This is a genomic window from Dyadobacter sp. 22481 (genome assembly GCF_052044875.1).
GTDB classification, from domain to species: Bacteria; Bacteroidota; Bacteroidia; order Cytophagales; family Spirosomataceae; genus Dyadobacter; species Dyadobacter endophyticus.
Genome location: NZ_JBQENV010000002.1, coordinates 776,675 through 794,909 on the forward strand (window position 1 = coordinate 776,675; position 18,235 = coordinate 794,909).

The 18,235-nt window shown below is 49.5% G+C and carries 18 protein-coding genes; 3 read left to right on the top strand and 15 right to left on the bottom strand.

Features of this window, described 5'->3' with window-relative positions; translation table 11 throughout:
• Positions 1 to 17: 17 nt before the first annotated feature.
• On the bottom strand, positions 18 to 1,037 hold the full coding sequence (locus tag ACTJJJ_RS13290) for a GntR family transcriptional regulator (protein WP_188934434.1): 1,020 nt from the start codon (positions 1,035 to 1,037) through the stop codon (positions 18 to 20).
• A 142-nt stretch (positions 1,038 to 1,179) separates the two neighbouring features.
• Entirely contained in the window at positions 1,180 to 2,484 is a 1,305-nt protein-coding gene (locus ACTJJJ_RS13295) for a DUF6600 domain-containing protein (protein WP_440702040.1), read from the bottom strand.
• A 120-nt stretch (positions 2,485 to 2,604) separates the two neighbouring features.
• On the opposite strand from ACTJJJ_RS13295, the gene arfB reads away from it, so the two are divergent.
• Both arfB and ACTJJJ_RS13305 read left to right on the top strand, forming a co-directional pair.
• Positions 2,605 to 3,012, top strand: a complete 408-nt coding sequence (gene arfB, locus ACTJJJ_RS13300) for an alternative ribosome rescue aminoacyl-tRNA hydrolase ArfB (RefSeq protein ID WP_440702041.1) — start codon at positions 2,605 to 2,607, stop codon at positions 3,010 to 3,012.
• A gap of 14 nt (positions 3,013 to 3,026) precedes the next feature.
• Complete coding sequence (locus ACTJJJ_RS13305) at positions 3,027 to 4,268, top strand: MFS transporter (protein WP_440702042.1); 1,242 nt, start codon at positions 3,027 to 3,029, stop codon at positions 4,266 to 4,268.
• A 4-nt stretch (positions 4,269 to 4,272) separates the two neighbouring features.
• On the opposite strand, the gene ACTJJJ_RS13310 is transcribed toward ACTJJJ_RS13305, so the two are convergent.
• The 6 genes from ACTJJJ_RS13310 to ACTJJJ_RS13335 form a co-directional block, all read right to left on the bottom strand.
• Complete coding sequence (locus ACTJJJ_RS13310) at positions 4,273 to 4,617, bottom strand: DUF6984 family protein (protein ID WP_426292944.1); 345 nt, start codon at positions 4,615 to 4,617, stop codon at positions 4,273 to 4,275.
• 27 nt (positions 4,618 to 4,644) lie between these two features.
• Positions 4,645 to 5,676, bottom strand: coding sequence for a hypothetical protein (locus ACTJJJ_RS13315; protein ID WP_426292945.1), 1,032 nt, complete (start codon positions 5,674 to 5,676; stop codon positions 4,645 to 4,647).
• A 119-nt stretch (positions 5,677 to 5,795) separates the two neighbouring features.
• Positions 5,796 to 9,227, bottom strand: coding sequence for a DUF7133 domain-containing protein (locus ACTJJJ_RS13320; protein ID WP_426292946.1), 3,432 nt, complete (start codon positions 9,225 to 9,227; stop codon positions 5,796 to 5,798).
• A gap of 44 nt (positions 9,228 to 9,271) precedes the next feature.
• Positions 9,272 to 9,595: a HigA family addiction module antitoxin gene (locus tag ACTJJJ_RS13325; protein WP_188934420.1), complete on the bottom strand. Its 324-nt coding sequence runs from the start codon at positions 9,593 to 9,595 to the stop codon at positions 9,272 to 9,274.
• 1 nt (position 9,596) lies between these two features.
• Positions 9,597 to 9,875, bottom strand: coding sequence for a type II toxin-antitoxin system RelE/ParE family toxin (locus ACTJJJ_RS13330; protein ID WP_188934418.1), 279 nt, complete (start codon positions 9,873 to 9,875; stop codon positions 9,597 to 9,599).
• 134 nt (positions 9,876 to 10,009) lie between these two features.
• Complete coding sequence (locus tag ACTJJJ_RS13335) at positions 10,010 to 11,215, bottom strand: DUF763 domain-containing protein (protein WP_440702043.1); 1,206 nt, start codon at positions 11,213 to 11,215, stop codon at positions 10,010 to 10,012.
• A gap of 146 nt (positions 11,216 to 11,361) precedes the next feature.
• On the opposite strand from ACTJJJ_RS13335, the gene ACTJJJ_RS13340 reads away from it, so the two are divergent.
• Positions 11,362 to 12,654: a hemolysin family protein gene (locus ACTJJJ_RS13340; protein WP_188934416.1), complete on the top strand. Its 1,293-nt coding sequence runs from the start codon at positions 11,362 to 11,364 to the stop codon at positions 12,652 to 12,654.
• A 19-nt stretch (positions 12,655 to 12,673) separates the two neighbouring features.
• Here ACTJJJ_RS13340 and ACTJJJ_RS13345 read toward each other — a convergent pair whose 3' ends face one another.
• From ACTJJJ_RS13345 to atpG, 7 genes are all read right to left on the bottom strand, one after another.
• A complete protein-coding gene (locus ACTJJJ_RS13345) occupies positions 12,674 to 13,363 on the bottom strand; it encodes an SDR family NAD(P)-dependent oxidoreductase (protein WP_440702044.1) in 690 nt (229 codons plus the stop codon).
• A 20-nt stretch (positions 13,364 to 13,383) separates the two neighbouring features.
• Positions 13,384 to 14,247, bottom strand: a complete 864-nt coding sequence (gene galU, locus ACTJJJ_RS13350) for a UTP--glucose-1-phosphate uridylyltransferase GalU (protein ID WP_188934412.1) — start codon at positions 14,245 to 14,247, stop codon at positions 13,384 to 13,386.
• A 108-nt stretch (positions 14,248 to 14,355) separates the two neighbouring features.
• Positions 14,356 to 15,351 carry a mevalonate kinase family protein gene (locus ACTJJJ_RS13355; protein WP_426292951.1) on the bottom strand — a complete coding sequence of 332 codons (996 nt, stop codon included), beginning with the start codon at positions 15,349 to 15,351 and terminating at the stop codon, positions 14,356 to 14,358.
• Positions 15,352 to 15,534: 183 nt separating this feature from the next.
• On the bottom strand, positions 15,535 to 16,062 hold the full coding sequence (locus ACTJJJ_RS13360; protein WP_426292952.1) for a YceI family protein: 528 nt from the start codon (positions 16,060 to 16,062) through the stop codon (positions 15,535 to 15,537).
• Between the two features lie 127 nt (positions 16,063 to 16,189).
• The gene (locus ACTJJJ_RS13365; RefSeq protein WP_440702045.1) at positions 16,190 to 16,921 is read right to left on the bottom strand and encodes an outer membrane lipoprotein-sorting protein; all 732 of its coding nucleotides are present in this window, start codon (positions 16,919 to 16,921) and stop codon (positions 16,190 to 16,192) included.
• Positions 16,922 to 16,961: 40 nt separating this feature from the next.
• Positions 16,962 to 17,198 (bottom strand): DUF5615 family PIN-like protein, encoded by a 237-nt coding sequence (locus ACTJJJ_RS13370; RefSeq protein ID WP_440702046.1) that lies wholly within the window; start codon positions 17,196 to 17,198, stop codon positions 16,962 to 16,964.
• A gap of 109 nt (positions 17,199 to 17,307) precedes the next feature.
• The gene (gene atpG, locus ACTJJJ_RS13375) at positions 17,308 to 18,192 is read right to left on the bottom strand and encodes an ATP synthase F1 subunit gamma (protein ID WP_188934404.1); all 885 of its coding nucleotides are present in this window, start codon (positions 18,190 to 18,192) and stop codon (positions 17,308 to 17,310) included.
• Positions 18,193 to 18,235 lie beyond the last annotated feature (43 nt).

The window sequence follows — 18,235 nt, forward strand, 5'->3', positions numbered from 1 at the left end:
GCTCAGACTGACATCCATCAAAGCGACTTCCGCCTGATCAGCGTAAACGGGTTTTTGACAATCGCCCGCTTCCCTTCCTTGATAATCTCCGCCGCAGTTTTACCCATTTGCTCATGGTCGGTGGAGATGGTGGTAATGCCGTCGAGCAGGATTTCTTTCAGCGGTGTCTCGTTGTAGGAGATAATGCCAATGTCTTTCCCAACTGTAAGTTGTTGTTCTTTACACTTCTTGATCAGATTCACCAGATCATTTTCTTCAATCACCACATAAGCCGTATCCTGCACAGCCACGCCGTTTTCATGAAAATCATACATGATCTCGTGCTCGAACTCGTGCTGGATGCAGAAAATCCGGAAACCTTTGATGATTTCCTTCGGATAGCGGATCATGGTGGGGAAAATGAGGATCAGCTTTCTGTAAACCTTCAATAAATCCACGGCTTCATTGAGCGCATATACAATGTCCTTTTCAAAATTCTGGAAAACGGACGAATGCTTTTTGCTGTTGAACTCGATGTCCTTGTCGAGCAGGATCAGCTTTTCAGGCGGGATCATTTTCAGCGTTTCGATAGCCTCCTCTGCTTTTTCATAGAAATGCGGCATGATCACATAATAGTCGTACTCGCCCAGGCTATTCTTGATCAGGTTTTTGAAAATATTGGTATTGGAGTGATGAATATGCAGGTCGACGTTCACATTGCGGCCGATATTCTCAACAAATGCATTGTAAACCTGTTTTTTATAGTTGCTGATCTTATTAAAAACCAACAAAATGCGCAGCGACGTTTCAATATCCACTCGGTTGATAAAATAGCCTTTTCCGCGAACTGAAATCAGCACGCCGTCCTTGATGAGGTGCTTGTAGGCCTTTTCGACGGTATCGCGGGAAAGCAGGTATTCTTCACTTAACTGGTTAATAGAAGGGATCTTGTCGCCTCGTTTCAGCTTTCCTTTACTAATCGCCTGCAAAAGCGATTTGATGATTTGCATGTACTTGGGTGCACTCTCTTTGAACTCAATGTCAAATTGTATTTCCATTCAATACCGTGGGTTGGGGATCAAGCTAAAAATAACATTTTTATCTGTTTTCGAAACGTAAATCGAAAGTCTTCATAAACAAAAACAACCCGGTGGAGAATACTACTATCCCGCCGGGTTGTTTTTATGTTAAGGCTTGCAATTATCTTGGTCCTCTGCCGCTGCGTTCGCTGGAACCGCCGCCTCCGCCACGGGTTCCATTATCACCGCCGCCGCGATTGCCGCCTCCGTTGTCGCCGCCACGGTTACCACGGTCGTTGCTGCGTGGCTCCGGTGCGCTTCTTTCCTGCCGTTCTACCCGCGGTGCCGGTTCGAATGTCCGGTTGCTGCGTTCCTGTCTTTCAGGGCGTTCAATGTTCGGGCGCTCCACGCGTTCGGCACGTCCACCAAAGCCTCCGTTACGTTCGGGGCTATTGCCCGGGTTGCCGTAGTCGCGGTTGCGTTCCGAGCGGTTAGGTGCTTCGTTGCGATCATTCCGGCTTGGATTCGGCGTTTCGTAGCGGTCATTTCGGCCCGGATTGGGAGCTTCGTAGCGATCGCTGCGATTATCATTCGATTCGCGGTTGCGTTCGTTACGGCCATTGTTACGGTCTTCGAATGGATTACGCGAGCCACGTCTTGAATTGTCACCAGGTTCAACGCGGTTATCGTCGTTGCGGTTGCTTCTGTCGATACGCGGGTTGGCGTCGATGGTGCGGCCTCCGCGGTCGTTGTCACGGGTTCCATAGTCGTACCGGCCATTGCCGCGGTCGGCGATAATCACCCGTCCCCGACCTCTCGGGCTGGCGTCAATCGTACGTACAGGTACGCTTCTGCGGGTAATACGTTCGATCTCGTCGCGGCGCGGGCCGTATACATACGTGCGGTTATTGTTTCGGTAATAGTTGTTGATTACCACGGTGTTGTTGTAATAATGCGATACGCGTCGTTGTGGAGCGCAGTAAGAATGCCAGCTGGGACTCAGTACATAGCGTTGCGGTACAAACACCCACCAGAACGACGGAATATTGATCGACACATTGATATTCACACCCGGCCCCAGCGGTGCCCAGCCGTAGTAGCCGCCACCCGAGCGCCAGTTAACCCACGCAGGTCCCCATTCGTAATCGGGAACCCAGAACCAGCCATAATAGTCGTCGTAAGACCAGCGGCCGTAGTGGAATGGAGCCCAGCCCCAGTCGTATTCCGAAACCCAGGTGTTTCCATATTCCGTTTGTTCCCAATAACCCGCGGTGGAGTAGGGCTGGAAGCCACGGGGAACGTCGGGGATCCAGACGGAACCGTAATGCGGATTACGCACCCACCGGCCGTAGGGAGAAAGCTCGTCATAGAAAGTTTCAAATGAGATCCTGAAACCGGGTTGTGCCTGGGTTTTGTTAGAAACCGAAACACCGCCGAGCATTAAAATGAACAGACCGATTATTCTTAGTGTACGCATGGTGTCCATGACTTTATGTTTTTAATTGTTTTCCTGTTGTTTAAAAATCGATTCTTGGACGTTACTTTTAGATTCTGGTTTAATGGCCCCGCCGGACATTAACACGTGTTAACAAAACTTTAATTACCAATGATAAATCCTGAAATCCTGCATTCCGAACTCGTCTTTCAGACAGCCCGGAGCGGTGGTAAGGGAGGGCAAAATGTGAATAAGGTCGAAACAAAGGTAGAACTGCGTTTTGATATCCCGAATTCGCAATTCCTGACCGGCGAGGACAAGCAAAAGCTGACCGAAAAATTATCCAACCGATTAACGAACGGTAAAGTGCTCGTATTATATCACCAGACTGAGCGCTCGCAGCTGGCCAACAAGGAAAAGGTTGTCGAGAAATTCGATCGCCTCGTCCGCCAGGCACTTACCGTCGAAAAAGACCGCAAAGCTACCAGGCCTACATTGGCCTCCAAACTTGACAGATTGAAGGCCAAACAGCGCAACGCCGCCATTAAGTCGATGCGCCGCAAATCTTTTGACGAATAAACGAAAACACCTTTATGACCGCCGTCACGCCTGTTCAGCCCAAACTCAGCGCCGTACTTACATTACCCGTCATCGTAGCCTCGCTGGGCTATTTCGTGGATGTGTACGATTTACTGCTCTTCAATATCGTGCGCGTTCCCAGCCTGAAAGACCTCGGGCTTTCGGAAGAGGAAATCTCGCAGATTGGCGCTAACATTTACAACTGGCAGCAGGCCGGGCTGCTTGTCGGTGGTTTTATGTGGGGGATATTGGGGGATAAGCTCGGCCGTCGGTCCGTCCTTTTCGGCTCGATATTGACCTATTCGCTGGCGAATATTGCCTGTGGTTTTACTCAAAATGTTGAAATCTATTCGATACTGCGGTTTATTGCGGGTTTCGGCCTGGCAGGTGAACTGGGCGCCGGCATTACATTGATAGCCGAGATATTGCCAAAGGAATTACGAGGTTACGGAGCTTCGGTTGTGGCAAGTGTAGGCCTGGCCGGTGCCATTGCAGCGTTTTTTGCTGTAAAACTTACGGACTGGCGGATGGCCTATTTCATCGGCGGAGGTATGGGATTGATTCTGCTGATTTTGCGCATTAATGTACTCGAATCCTTTGTTTTTAATAAAAGTCTGGAAAAACGGGGCTCCAAGCCTGTGCCCTGGTGGACGATATTCACCAGCTGGTCGCGGTTCGTGCGCTATGTGCGGTGCATGGGCATTGGTTTGCCGACGTACATGGTAATAGGCATTTACTCCACTTTTGGTAACGAATTTGCCAAAGCGCTAGGTATTACCGACGAAGTCCAGGCGGGTACCTGCGTGCTATACACGTACATAGGCGTTGTCACAGGCGACTTTTTTAGCGGGATACTGAGCCAATGGATGCATTCACGGCGAAAAGCGATATTGCTGATGATGCTGATGACGCTGGCCGGCGTGGTGTGGTTACTTTCCGGAGGCATCAACAATGCCACTACATTGTACATTTGTTACATGTGGCTTGGCTTCTCGATCGGCTACATTGCCATGTTCCTCACTACCACGGCCGAGCAATTCGGTACCAATCTGCGCGCGACGGTCACTACATCGGTTGCCAATAATGTACGTGCAACGGTTTTGCTCACGTTGCCATTGTTCCAGTTCCTGAAAAAGGATTCGGGCGTTTTGCATTCAGGCGCTATTGTGGGCGCATTATGCTTTTCGCTGGCGTTGCTATCGCTCTGGCGGATGGAGGAAACTTATGGCAAGGAGCTGGATTACGAGGAGGAGTAACGGGTTATTCCTCGGGCGTCTTGCCGAATATCAGCCGGTCGGGAGTGGGGTATTCCAATAATTTGGTGAAATCTACTTTCCAAAAATCGAGGTCGAGCAATCGGCCGTTGGTATCCTGTGTCAATGTAATGACCACCGGCGTGTTATCGATATCGATGTACTCGGCCTGAATCAGGTCTCCTGCGTAAGCATTCACATCGCCGCCAAGGCTGATACTACCCATTTTCCCGCCTTCATATTCATCCACCATTTCACTCACAGGATAATCGATCGGATCGAATTCCAGTTTTTCGAGCAGGAAATGGATCAAGTCAACTTCTTCGGGGCGGATGGGTCTGATATTGCTCATGATAAGGTATTTAACTAAAATTAAGGCTCAGCCGGCGGTTTTGCCGCGCCACTGCTCGGCTTTTTTGGCTACGAACCAAAAGGATAACGCCAGCAATGCAAAGAAAATCCCTGCATTGGTACGATCCCAGAAATATTCGAAATAGCGGGTATAAATATTCAGCAGGAAGAAAACGAGACACAGGTCACGCAAGGTTTCCTGCTTGTATTGAAATGCATAATAAAGCATTCCCGCCAGTACCAGTGTAAAACCGACTGCCCAGAACCAGAAGTGACTTTGTTTAAGCATCTTCCACCCTTCATAGTCGGCATAATTACCGAAAATCGACAAGGTCCAGCCAGCGACGAGAAACAGCAGCAGGCCAATTGTAAAAGTCACATCCTTCAAAAAGGCAAGTGAGCGTATTTGCCCGACTACCCATGACATCCCCCAGATCACCAGCCCGAATACCGTCATACGAAGCGGGTAATTCATGCCCAGGAAGCGAAAGCTCCCGCCCGACCAGTAATGCGTTTGCGCACCCCACCAGCCTGCCAGTGCGATAATCGCTGCGATCCAGAGCAATGTTGATCGAAGGAAAACAGCCACTCCGGCATAAGCAATGCTAGCAAAAAGCAGCGGAAATGCATAGTTGCCTGGACCGTCGAGCAACCCACGCGTCCAGTAGGTGATCGCGATTGCGACTGTCAGAATGATAGCGATATTGTAAACCTCATTGCTTGCTTTCGCGCCCGTAGAATTACCGATGCGCCGCTTTGCCAGGTACACGAAAAGCCCCGCCACGAATGTGAACAATATACCAACGATATTCTCGGAGAAACCCCACCGCTTGCGCAGCAATTCAATCCATTTCTCATCCAACACCAGCGCCCCAAAAGCCAGCAACCCGCACGAAATCGCCGAAATCAGGGCGTAAATGGCAATTGCATCCACGTTTGCATTCCGGACGCTGTAACTGGTCCGTAACTCCGTCGCGAGTTCCTTCGAAATGCGAGCCTCATCTTCCCAGGATTGAATCGCCCGGTTGAGAACCTCCGCTTCTTTTTTGTCGAATTCCATTCGAATTTTTTGGTGTTGATGAATTAAAATCCTGCCTTTGCAAGATGCGATAATCGGCCCATAAAAGTAAGCCCCGAAATTAAAAATTCCGGGGCTTACTTCATTTAGCGATCTATCGGTTACTTCTTCAAGCCCGAAAGGAATTCCACCACGTCGCGAATCTCTCTTTTTGACATGATATTACCCATCGGTGGCATGCTCGATGGTACGTTTTCGCGTTTGGCAATGCGTGAAACGGCGATTTTCAGCGGCTCTGCTTCGGAGGTTTTCAAGATCAGTTCATGCTCGTTTTCCTGGGCCAGGATCCCGGCTGCGGAAGTACCGTCTTTTAGCGTGAGCATGACCATTCCAAAACCAGGCGACAGGCGCGCGCTCGGCTCGACGAGTGCTTGCAGGATTTGCTCGCGCGTGAGGACGCTGCCGATGTTCGAAAGGTTAGGGCCAACTTCTCCGCCCTGTCCGCCGATCGAGTGGCAACGCACGCATTCGGCAGCCGAACTCGTCATGAAGTAGCGACGGCCCGCCTGCGCGTTTCCACCAAACAATGCATCCTGATAGTCGGCTGCGGTGCTACCCTGCTTGCGGAGCGGTGCTATTTTGGCGAGTAATGTGCTCGATTTGGTCGAATCGACAGCCTCGCCGAGGTCTAGCAGCAGGTTTTGCGGCAATTTGTTATCCGCCATTTTACCGATCAGGCCCGTGAAAATGGTTTCCGTTTTAGCAACCGGCAGGCTTCCCAGTACTTTCAGGATTTGCTGCTGTTCACGGACGCTCCCTTTTTCGAAAATAGCATTGGAAATATCCGTTAATGCTTCTTTCGACATATTGACGCTTCCTACCATGCCCAATGCGGCTGTACGCACGTCGGCGTCGGCGTCGCTCATACCTTTTTTCATGACGGTTTCCATATCCGTATATTTCAGGTCGTTCAATGCCACAAGCATTGCCGCGCGCACTTTCGGATCGTTGCTGTCATTCAGGATTTTTGCGAGGGCCGCGTTGTTATCGCTCACATTGAGGTTCGTCAGCATTTGCGCGGTAGCGATCAGGATTGCAGGCTCATTTTCCTGCAACAGATCGGCAATTACCGGTTTGATCTTCGCTTTCACACCAGCGGGATCGCGCTCCATCGGACCACGGTAACGTCCGTCGACACGGTCGGTTACCGAAGGGCTTGCCCAGGTCCCCAGCGTTGCCAACGCTTCGGCACGTATTGCTTTGTCGACATCCTTACGCTTTGCGAATGCGATGAGGTCATTCAATTGTGCATCGCCGCCCACACGGAGGGCTGCATTGATAGCCCGGCGCAGCAATGGCTCCGATGTGAATCCTTTTTCCTTTAAAACAGCTGCCAGAGCAGGTAATGCTGCCGGAATGGACAAGTCGTCATTAATACCGCGAGCAGCTTCTGTTACGATGTATTCGTCCTTATCTTTCAGGAACGCGCTGATCTGCTCGTTCTTCATCCGGCGAAGCACGAGCACTCCGGCAATGCGCAACGATTTTTCAGGGCTGTTGGCCAATGCGACGATCGGTGCCACCTCGCCTATGCGGGAAAGCGCAAGCACACCCGCATGACGGATGTACACGTCCTGGTCGTTATTGGCTTTAACCATATCGATCAACGGCTGCACCGCATTCTTGTCCTTCACGCGGCCCAGCGCCTGCGCTGCGAAGAACTGCACGCGTGGATTTTTGCTCGCCAACATGGGGATCAGCATCGGCCCGGCTTCCGCGATTTTGGCATCACCCAGTACTTTTGCAGCCTGAACCGTAATTTCTTCATCCGAATCTTTCAGCAGAGTCATCAGCACATTGGCATACGACTTCTCCTGGCGGGCCAGTTGTCCCATTCCCCAAATTCCGTGAATTCGGCCGAACTGATTGCCCTTTTGTTCGATGGCCTTGCTCAATACCGCAGCACCTTTTGCACCTCTTGAAGCGAGTTCAAACTGTGCTTTCTGACGAATCCGCATGTCTTCGTACGAAAGCAATGGCAGTAATGCATCGTCGGATTGTTTGGTATAATCCAGTTGCATCAAACGCTTGGTCTCGGTACGGATCGCTTTCAAGTCGTTTTTTTCGTCGGTAACATCCAGTTTCCAGACGCGGCCGTAGTTTTTTGTATCCCAACCGTTGATCCAGTCAGCAACATACAATGCGCCGTCTGGGCCGAAGCGAATACCAGTTGGCAGGATACCTGTAAGGATGTTTTTCTCCCCATCCAAAACGAACGAAGCGCCTTTGGGCTTCAAACCGAATGACCAGATCGGCGAACGCGCGGGGTTACCCACGAATTCAACGAGGAAGAATTTGTTTTTCCAATCCTTACCCAAAGCCGTTCCTGGGTTGTATTGCATACCGGTCGGACCATTATGGAAATTTTGAATAGGAGGGATAATGTAAGCAGCCTGGCCTTCCCAGCGTGGTTTGAACAGCTTTTCATCCATCCATACCTTATAGCTGTTGTTTTTAGGATCGGTATATTTACCATACTGCCAGTTGGAGCGCCAGCCGGCGTCCGAACCCTCCACCACGTGTACCAGACGCTCGCTTTCGCCCGGATGGTCACCGTCGTTGTCGGAGCTGATCAGGTTACCATATTCATCGAACACAAATTCGTGCGTATTACGCAGCCCGTGCGCGAAGATTTCGAAATCGCTGCCGTCCGGGTTGGAGCGTGCGATGATACCCGAGTTGGGATGCTCGTGTTTTACGCCTTCGGCAGTAGTAATGTTGGCGCCGATGTCGCCGATATTCCAGTAAATCTTGCCATCCGGCCCCTCAATCGGATTGGACATTCCGTGTCCGCTGAAACCGATATGGACGCCATAGCCGTGGCTGATGGAAGTTTTTTCGTCCAGCACGCCGTCGCCATTGGTGTCTCTCAAACGCCACACATCCGGGGCGATGGTGACGAAAATGTCTTTCGCACGTACGAGCAAGCCTCCTGCAACGTCGGAAACTTCGTCGAAGAAATCGTCGAGGATACGTATCGATACGTCGGCGATCCCATCGTTGTCGGTATCTTCAATGCGCCAAACTTCGTCTTTCTCCACTGCAAGGTCCTTCCAGTCGTGCGAACCGTCGCCATTGAGATCTTTTAACCAGTTGTTTTCCTTGCTTTTTTCGGGCGCGAATGTCTTATGCAGAAACTTACGACGGTCTTCCACCGTCTGCAATGCAATGGATTCGGTGATCCAGTTGCGGTGGCCGCGGATGTCGAATTCAGAGTTTTTCTGGCGGTTGGTCCGGTTGAGATAAACTCTTCCTGCATCGTCCATTGCAATGGCAACGGGGTCAGGAGCGAGGGAGTCGGATGCCCAGAGGTCTAGTTTTAACCCGTCGGCGAGTTTAACAACCGTTTTTTCGCGTATTTCTTTGGCCCTTGCCTTGCCAGTCGCGGCGTCTTCTTTGACGACCACTTTGGTGCTGTTGGTCTTCACGACCGGTCCCGACGACATGGGGGCCATTTTCATACACGACACTACCGCGATAGTGGTAGCCGCCATCAGGGTTAGAGGTGTTTTGAGATGTTTTTTGGAGATCATTGAGTATTTGGTATTAACAAAGATTCTGTGATAGGAAGCCGTCGCTAAACCGATTGCAAACCGCGCTTTTGAACAAAATGCTGGATGCTAGACCTGTTGACTTTTTGCTCGGCGTGCCAGAGCTCATAGTCACGTTGGAGTTTCAACCAGAATTCCGGACTTGAACCAAAGGCCTCAGACAGTCTGACAGCCATTTCGGAACTTACGCCTTGATGGCCATTCAAAATATTGGAAAGTGTTTTAGCCGAAATTCTTAATCCCTCTGCGACCTGTCGAATGGTCAGATCATTGCCTGTTTCTTCTTTTATACCCTCCATCATATCCCGGATCATCGAGCCCGGGTGCGGAGGCATCATTCCTCGTTTCATATCAGTGATAATCTAAATAGTCAACATCGAACACTTGCCCATGCTCAAACCTGAATGTAATCCGGTAATTTCCATTCACTTTAACTGACCAATGGTTTTTGAACGCACCTTTCAGTGGATGGAGATTCCAGCCGACAATGTCAAGCTGTTCCAGCGTGTGGGCTTCGTCCAATCGGTATAAAATTCTTCTTATTTTCTCAACGTGGTGTGGTTGCAATCGGGCAGGATTGTCAGTTTCAAAAAACAATCGCAAGCCTTTATGCTTGAAACTATTGATCATAGCCGTTCCAAAAGTAGTATATACTCTGCGAAGTACCTAAGTTGTTTAAGAGCAGATTGGAACGTGAGTGGTAAAGAGTACTTGAAATTCAGTTACAAAGACACTTGCTAAAATTAGCGAATCAGTTTTCTGTATCAAAACAACTCCAACTGCCCGTCCCAGCCCTTCGGCTTCTGTGCTTTGCCTTTCACTGTGCGGCCCTGATATTTCCAGGAAGTGTCGCGTTCGTGTTGCACGATGTCGTTGAAGCGGTTATTGGGTTCAAAATCCTTTTCGAGCTGCGCGGAGACTTTTGAGAGGTTTTTCAAAGCGTCGGATTTGTCCTTATCACCCATTTTGGCAAGTTGAATGGCACGGTCGAGCGTCAGTATCGACTCGTCGTATACCGTGATGGGTACGGGGAACGGGTGGCCGTCCTTGCCGCCGTGCGCGAACGAGAAGCGGGCCGGATCGCTGAAACGCGACGGCGTGCCGTGGATGATCTCGCTCACGAGCGTCAGCGACTGGATCGTGCGCGGGCCTACGCCTTCGAGCATAAGCAGCGATTCCATGTTGTCGACCGGGTTGTCGTGCGCCAATGCGAGTACCGCGCCGAGCCTTTTCAGGTTCACATCTTCGGCACGGACGTCATGGTGATCGGGCATGATGAGCTTCGAAACTTCCCGCATGATCTTATCGGGATTTTCTTTCGTAAGGTCGAGAATACCGGTGCGGGTCGGAGCGGCGGCTTTGGCCGTCAGGTTAAGGATATTGCCCTGATTTTGCCCATAAATGAATGTATGGGGCTCTTCGATGAACGATTGAATACTAGGAGAATGCCAGTGGTAGCGGCGGGCAAGCCGTTCTTCGGTGTTCATACCCTGCTGGATCACCGCCCAATTGCCTTCTTTGGAAAGAACAAATGAATGCAAATACAATTGAAAACCATCCTGAATAGCCGTATTGTCGACTTTTGCGGACAACTTGCTATGTTGCACGAGCAGATGACCGTCGAGACCGGTTTTGTCGGCGATTGCCAGCAGTTCAGCGGGCGTCTGCCTTGAATATTTCCCTCGTCCGCCGCAAATGTAAATACCCAGATCCGACGATCTGCGGTTGACTGATTGCTTCAATGCGCCCATTACCGACGTGGTAATGCCCGACGAGTGCCAGTCCATTCCGAGCACACATCCGAGCGACTGAAACCAGAACGGGTCGCTCATTTTTTGGAGTAATCCATCCCGTCCATATTCCATCACGATCGCCTCCACGATGGCGCCGCCGAGCGCGCTCATGCGCTGCGCGAGCCAGACGGGTACTTTTCCGTAATGCAGGGGTAAATCGGCGTGACCACTTTTCATAAGGGATTCTAATTTACGAAAATTCGGGGTAGCTACGGGTAACCGGAAATGCATTAATGCCGGTCTTGGTTTCTCAATGGTATGATTTTTTGTTAAAATGCAGCTTTAAAACGCATTTTCATCTCAAAACTGATCCGCTGGCCTCCATGGTTTTACAGGTTATCATTACCCTTGTGCTCGTTCTGCTGAATGGGTTTTTCGTCGCTGCCGAGTTTGCTATCGTCAAGATCCGCGCCTCGCAGCTTGAACAGAAAGCCCAGGAAGGGAACCGGATGGCCATTCTTTCCAAACAAATCGTATCGAATCTCGATGGCTACCTGGCTGCTACCCAGTTCGGTATTACGCTTGCAAGCCTTGGCTTGGGTTGGATAGGGGAGCCGGTCGTCTCGAAAATGATCATTGGCGCCATGGATCTGGTAGGCCTTTCCGTTGATCCGGAACTGGCGCACCATATTGCATTGCCTACCGCATTTGCGATTATCACTGTTTTGCATATCGTATTTGGCGAGCTCGCTCCAAAATCGATCGCGATCCAGCGCCCGGAATCGACGACATTGGCTTTGTCCTATCCGCTGCACGCCTTTTTCCTGGTGTTCAGGCCGGTAGTATGGATGTTGAATGGTATTGCCAATGTGATTTTGAAAGGAGTAGGCATTACACCATCGCATGGCAGCGAGGTGCATAGCAGCGATGAATTGCGCTATCTGGTTCTGCAACAAAAAGATAGCGGCATGATTGAAGCGGCGGATTATGACCTGATCAAAAATGCATTCGACTTTTCGGAGCGTGTAGCGCGGCAAATCATGATCCCGCGTCCGCAGGTGGTCGGTATCGACGTGAATGATTTTTCAGAAGCCAAACTTGAAAAAGTGATAGAAGAAGGTTATTCCAGAATGCCGGTGTATGAGGATACGCTCGATCAGGTGGTCGGTGTTTTACATTTAAAAGATTTGTTGTTGAAAATGCGGCAAGGCAAGGATATCGTCTTGCGGGAGCTGATCAGGCCGATTGCGACGGTGCACGGTTCTAAACCGATCGGTGCATTGCTGCGCGAGTTTCAGGTCAATCGCCAGCAAATGGCAGTGATTATTGATGAATATGGCGGCGTGGACGGTATTGTGACGATGGAGGACATCCTGGAAGAGCTCGTCGGAGAGATTCAGGATGAGTATGACAACGAATTGCCGATCGTGAAAAACGAAGCAGATAATACTTATACGGTGCAGGGAGCAGCGTCGATCGCTGATCTGAACGACAAATTACCCCACGACATCACCAAACGCCCGGATTATGAAACGCTGGCCGGTTATCTGATCTGGAAATTCGGCCGCATTCCGGCTGTCGGTGAGAAATTCAGAACGAAGCATTACGAATTTACCATACTTAAAAAGCAGCGCAGTACGGTCTCCCAGGTGAAGATTGCGGTGCTGGAAAGCTAGTGGAAGGTTTTGACCGCCGTCAAGCCTCGTTATATAGCTTCAAAACTGTCTGCCGCAATTTTTTGCCGGTATCACTTAATACAAATGCAATGCCTTCGGCCATATCCGTGGCGGGAATCCATTTGCTGAAATCTGAATTCGGCATAGCAGCGCGGTTGTCGGGCGTGTCGATAATGCTTGGGACGATCACCGTGGCGGTAATGTTCTTCGATTTTCCTTCCGCATTGATCAGTTCGGCCATTTGAAAAACCAGGCTCTTGGCGAGTGCGTACGCAAAACTTCCCGTACCCGCCTCAGGTACCAGCGCCGGGCGTGCGCCTATGAAGATGAACTGCCCGCCTCCGTTTGCTTCGAAATGTTTCATCAATGGCTTCACGAGGTGAAATGCCGTTTTGAAATTCATCGTCAGCATTTGCTCGATGTCGGCATCGCTGGTGTCGGTCAGTTTGGCCATCGCGAAACCGCCGGCGAGCAATACACCCGCTTCAATTTTGCCTGCATTGATAATGGCTTCGGCAACAAAATGCCCCGCCTGTTGGGCATTGGAAAGGTCGGCGAGGTAGTTGGAGACGTTCGCATTGTCGGCGTAGGCGTCCGTTTTGCCTTCGCGGACATTAATATGTAAGCCATAACCAAGTGCTGTGAGTTTTTTGACAACGTCTTTACCCAGGTTTCCGGTGGCTCCGCTGACGATGATTTGTTTGGGCATGGTTATGGCTTGTTTAGTGCTTATTTATTTAGAATATCAACCAGGAATTGCCGGAAAGGTTCAGCAAATTCTTTTCTTTTCAATGCAAACTCGACGGTTGTTTTGAGGTAATCCAACTTGTCGCCGATATCGTGGCGCTTGCCTTCGATATGGTGGGCAAATATATTCTCGCGTTTCAAAAGGAGCAAAAGCGAATCTGTGAGCTGGATTTCGTTGTTTTTACCTTTCGGCGTTTGCTCGATGGTGTTGAAAATTTCAGGGGTCAGAATGTAACGACCGGCAATGGCGAGGTTGGAAGGCGCTTTATCAATAGCCGGCTTTTCCACCAGCGTGCTTAGTTCCAGAATCGTGTCGCTCAGCGAGTTTCCGCCGACGATACCATAGCGGTTGACCTTGTTGGCTGGAACTTCTTCCACGGCGATCACCGAGCCGCCGTATTGTTCGTAGGTGTCCATCAATTGCTGCGTCACGGGGATTACGGAATCCATGATCGTGTCACCGAGCAGAACTGCAAATGGCTCGTTACCCACATGGTGGCGTGCATAGTAGATCGCGTCGCCGAGGCCGTTGGCTTCTTTCTGGCGTACGAAATGTACGTTGGCCATGTCGGCGAGGCGCCGCATTTCATTGAACCACAGCAGATCTTCCTTTTCTTCTAACCGGCTTTCGAGCTCCACATTCCGGTCGAAATGATCCTCGATGGCGCGCTTGCCTTTTCCGGAAATGATCAGAATATCTTCGATACCCGAATCCACGGCCTCCTGGACCACATATTGAATGGTAGGAATGTCAATAATCGGAAGCATTTCCTTGGGCATCGATTTGGTTGCGGGCAGGAATCGGGTCCCAAGCCCGGCGGCAGGTATAACGGCTTTGCGAATCATAGTTTTGGCTATCGGCCAACGGCAATGTCGCCGTCAGCATTTGTTGAAATTTTAAATATAGTTGAGTATAAAAATGACTATTAACGACTTCCTCTGACCACTCCTAACTCAAACCACAAACGGCCGGATCACCCGCGCATTGAACTTCTTTAATTGTACGAAGAGTTGGTTCAGCATATCGTCGTCCTTGTAAATTCCGATAATGGTGCCGCCCGAGCCTGCGAATTTAGCGGATGCACCGCAGGCGCGCGCCGCATTGATCAGCTTTTTATTCGATTCAGGGACATTGTAGATCTTACAGCGCAGGTCGAAATTTTCGTTCATCAGTGAATGCAAATCGTCGGGACGGCCTTCGAGCAATGCGGTGCGGGCGTCTTCTGCTTTTTGGGCGATCTGGCCAAGGACATCGATTACATCTTGCTCCCCGCGATCGTAGCGCGTGCGCACGTCGTTATGTACCTTACCCGACACTTTACTGAGGTTGGTATTGTACGCTACGTAAAGTTTCGGCAGCAATTCGGGGTTAATGCGCTCGTAGCGGCCGTGGCCCTGCGTTTGGATTAAGGTTTTATCAAAATCCATATACACACAGCCCTCATAACACTGGATCACACGGTCCTGCAAGCCGGCGGTAATGCCCAGCTCTTCGGTTTCCGTCACCATCACCAGTTGTGGTAATATTTCAATGGGTATCTCGACTTTGTAAAACTGCATCAGCGCCCGGAACAATGCTACGATGATCGCACTGGACCCCGACATCCCTACCTGGCGCGGGATCGAAGAGCGGTAACGCACCGTGAAGTTTTTGTTGGGAAGTTTGATGCTGTTTTCCTCGCAATAGTCTCCAAACTTCTTAATGCCGGCCTTAATAAGGGGTATACCGCCATTGTAACCCAGCATATTCACCGAATCGCGCAGATGGAAAATGCTCCGGAATGTGTTCAGATCCTGCGGCTGAGGTTCAATATGTAGCTCGGGCGATTCGTAGAGCGAAATGGAAGCGCCAAAATTTCTTACAGATATGGAGATCGTTTTGCCGAAAAAACCATCAGAAGGATTGCCTAAAAGCCCCGCACGGGCATAGGCGCGTGTTTCAATGATCAATGTAAAGCGTGTTTAACCGGAAGTAATAATTATGGGGACGATAAAATACCATTTTGCCCTTATAAGCCGGTATTTCGAAATTTTACCCAATGCGAGGTGAAATCTATTAATGAACGGGCTGGAAACAAAAAATGCGAGGATAAAAATATCCACGCATTTCTTAAGAGGAACGGTTTATTGATATTATTGTCTTACGACCTGAACATTCGCGATCAGTTTCACTTCGTCACCTACAACCACACCACCCGCTTCGGTTACCGCACTCCATTCGAGGCCGAACTCTTTGCGGTTGATTTTACCGCTGATCTCGAAGCCTGATTTGTTGTTGCCATAGAAGTCGGTCATGTTACCGCCGAACTCCGCAGCGAAATCAACCGTTTTGGTCACGCCTTTCACGGTCAGAGAGCCTGTAAGGTTGTAGTTGTCACCACCTTTTTTAGCCAGTTTACCTGTGAACGACAATTTTGGGTGATTCTCAGCATCGAAAAAATCGGCTGATTTAAGGTGCTGGTCACGTTGCTCCTGTTTAGTATCAATACTGTCTACATCGGCAGAAAAATGGACGGTAGCACCGTCGAAGTCTTCACTGGTTGTTTCAACACCGCCTTCGAATGTGTTGAATGCACCGGTTACAGTGGAAATCACAAGGTGTTTCACTTTGAACTGTATTTCTGAATGTGTTGGGTCGATTACCCATTTAGTAGTAGCCATGTCTATGTTGTTTTTATGTGTATTTACATTTAATGTATATACATCTATTTGTAAATATTAGTTTCAAAAAGGATAAAAAAAATCCCGAAAAATTATTCCGGGATTTCAAAAACTGCATTTAGCGCTTCTATTGAGGCATTTCAAAAATTTTTGGATCGACTTTTGGGTTCACCTCGAGTGCTGTGATTTTTAGCCCCATTTTCGTGCCTGGCATTGCGGAGGTAGTAACTTCGGAAGTGAAAGGGTAGTAAATGCCATCCACCGCACGGAAGTCTGACTGGATGTTTTCGGACATGATGTCTTGTCCGTTAACTTTCGTCTGAGCTACGATTTTCAGAATATAGAAAGTGTCTTTGGAAATGTAGTTAACACGGCGAACGCCGCCTGGCAAAGTCATGGTTACCTTGTAAACCTTCGCGCCTGCCAGGTCCTCCTCGCCATCCAGTGTCACTTTGTAGCCTTTCTCCTTATAGTTGTAGAGGCCGGTCAAATCGGTTTCGTTTGCGAGTGATTTTATGGCGTCCTCAGGAAGCGCCGTTGCTTTCGTATTGCCGGTCATTGGGTTAATGGTCCAGCCGGTATTGCCGCTCACAGCCTGCACGACGGTCATGCCCTGCACAGTGCTCTCGCTTCTGAAACCTTTATTTTGCACAATGATCGTGGTAATGGGGACTTTCATATTCATAATATCCATTTCGGCGGCGATCTTCATGCTTTGCAGCTTACCCAGCTTTTCACCGCCCATGGCTTTGACATGTTTAGCAACAATGTCGTCGACGTTTTGCGCAAATGCGGCATTACCGACGCAGGCGATGATGAGGAATGTGAGTAGTTTGAAAAGGCTTTTGGAATGTTGCATAAGGTGTGGTTGTTGGTTTGGGTTCGTCACGACAAAACTTCTATTCTGTCTCGAAAACTGTAACTAGTTTATATTCTTTGCTGAGGTCGGTAATATTATACCAATTATTTGTATAATAGTTGAAAAGTTCTGAAGCCTTGATATTTCCAAGGTGAAAATGAATGATCCGGGGTGGAGGTTCACTTGTGCTGATACGAATGGAAAAGTCAGCATCGCGGATAACAATGGTAAGATGATTTCCCGTTACATAAGTCGGGATTGACGGTAATCCTCTCAATCAAATCAGCCATGGTATATTCATTTAAATGACAGACTATATCAATAAATAAACAAAAAAACGGCCGGATTGTTGCAATCCGGCCGTTGTAATATGGTTTGAGGTAACCTTAGTTTTTCAATGCTTCGGCACCACCTACGATTTCGAGAATTTCCTTCGTGATCGCTGCCTGACGTGTACGGTTGTACACAAGGCGGAGTTCTTTGAGAAGCTCCTGGGCGTTTTCCGTGGCTTTGTCCATCGCTGTCATTCGCGCTCCCTGCTCCGATGCATTGGATTCGAGAACGGCGCGGTACAACTGGATTTTCAGCGACTTAGGGATCAGTTCCGCAAGGATTTCTTCTTCGGTCGGTTCGAAAATATAGTTAACCTCGGTCTTTTTCGACTTGGTCGATTTGTTTTCAGCTACGATCGGCAAATAGGGATCGGTGTGGATGATTTGTGTAGCTACGTTTTTGAATTCGTTGTACACGATATCCACCGCGTCGTAACGGCCATCAGAGAAATCCTTCATGATTTCTTCGGCGGCGCTTTTCGCGTTTACAAAGCTCAGACGGCCGAACAGATCGGTGTAAGCTGTGTTCACGGTAAAGCCGCGGCGTACGAGCGACTCTGCGCCTTTTTTACCGATGGCAAAAATCTCTACGTTTCCTTTCGCTGCCTGAGCCGCATATTTCGACTCGATCAGCTGGATTGTAGCTTTGATAACATTGGTATTGAATGCTCCGCACAATCCACGATCGGAAGTTACGACGATGATCAGCACCTTTTCCACCGCGCGAACGGCTTTCAACGGGCTGTCGGCAGCGCTTTCCGATGCTGACGAAACTGTCAGAAGCATTTCTCCAAGCTTCTGTGCGTAAGGGCGCATTTGCAAAATGCTGTCCTGTGCACGACGCAGCTTGGCTGCCGCCACCATTTTCATGGCTTTGGTGATCTGCTGTGTGGAATTAACCGAAACAATACGGTTACGTACTTCTTTTAAGCTTGCCATTCTCTGGGTGTTTTAAGCGATCCGGTGATCCTATTATATATGT

What these genes read in the sequence shown, in the direction of transcription:
- arfB (WP_440702041.1), top strand. Translation starts at nt 2,605, where the DNA reads ATGATAAATCCTGAAATCCTGCATTCCGAACTCGTCTTTCAGACAGCC.
- ACTJJJ_RS13320 (WP_426292946.1), bottom strand. Translation starts at nt 9,227, where the DNA reads ATGATCTCCAAAAAACATCTCAAAACACCTCTAACCCTGATGGCGGCT.
- galU (WP_188934412.1), bottom strand. Translation starts at nt 14,247, where the DNA reads ATGATTCGCAAAGCCGTTATACCTGCCGCCGGGCTTGGGACCCGATTC.
- ACTJJJ_RS13335 (WP_440702043.1), bottom strand. Translation starts at nt 11,215, where the DNA reads ATGAAAAGTGGTCACGCCGATTTACCCCTGCATTACGGAAAAGTACCC.
- ACTJJJ_RS13360 (WP_426292952.1), bottom strand. Translation starts at nt 16,062, where the DNA reads ATGGCTACTACTAAATGGGTAATCGACCCAACACATTCAGAAATACAG.
- ACTJJJ_RS13365 (WP_440702045.1), bottom strand. Translation starts at nt 16,921, where the DNA reads ATGCAACATTCCAAAAGCCTTTTCAAACTACTCACATTCCTCATCATC.
- ACTJJJ_RS13315 (WP_426292945.1), bottom strand. Translation starts at nt 5,676, where the DNA reads ATGGAATTCGACAAAAAAGAAGCGGAGGTTCTCAACCGGGCGATTCAA.
- ACTJJJ_RS13330 (WP_188934418.1), bottom strand. Translation starts at nt 9,875, where the DNA reads ATGATCAATAGTTTCAAGCATAAAGGCTTGCGATTGTTTTTTGAAACT.
- ACTJJJ_RS13305 (WP_440702042.1), top strand. Translation starts at nt 3,027, where the DNA reads ATGACCGCCGTCACGCCTGTTCAGCCCAAACTCAGCGCCGTACTTACA.
- ACTJJJ_RS13340 (WP_188934416.1), top strand. Translation starts at nt 11,362, where the DNA reads ATGGTTTTACAGGTTATCATTACCCTTGTGCTCGTTCTGCTGAATGGG.
- atpG (WP_188934404.1), bottom strand. Translation starts at nt 18,192, where the DNA reads ATGGCAAGCTTAAAAGAAGTACGTAACCGTATTGTTTCGGTTAATTCC.
- ACTJJJ_RS13310 (WP_426292944.1), bottom strand. Translation starts at nt 4,617, where the DNA reads ATGAGCAATATCAGACCCATCCGCCCCGAAGAAGTTGACTTGATCCAT.
- ACTJJJ_RS13345 (WP_440702044.1), bottom strand. Translation starts at nt 13,363, where the DNA reads ATGCCCAAACAAATCATCGTCAGCGGAGCCACCGGAAACCTGGGTAAA.
- ACTJJJ_RS13290 (WP_188934434.1), bottom strand. Translation starts at nt 1,037, where the DNA reads ATGGAAATACAATTTGACATTGAGTTCAAAGAGAGTGCACCCAAGTAC.
- ACTJJJ_RS13325 (WP_188934420.1), bottom strand. Translation starts at nt 9,595, where the DNA reads ATGAAACGAGGAATGATGCCTCCGCACCCGGGCTCGATGATCCGGGAT.
- ACTJJJ_RS13295 (WP_440702040.1), bottom strand. Translation starts at nt 2,484, where the DNA reads ATGGACACCATGCGTACACTAAGAATAATCGGTCTGTTCATTTTAATG.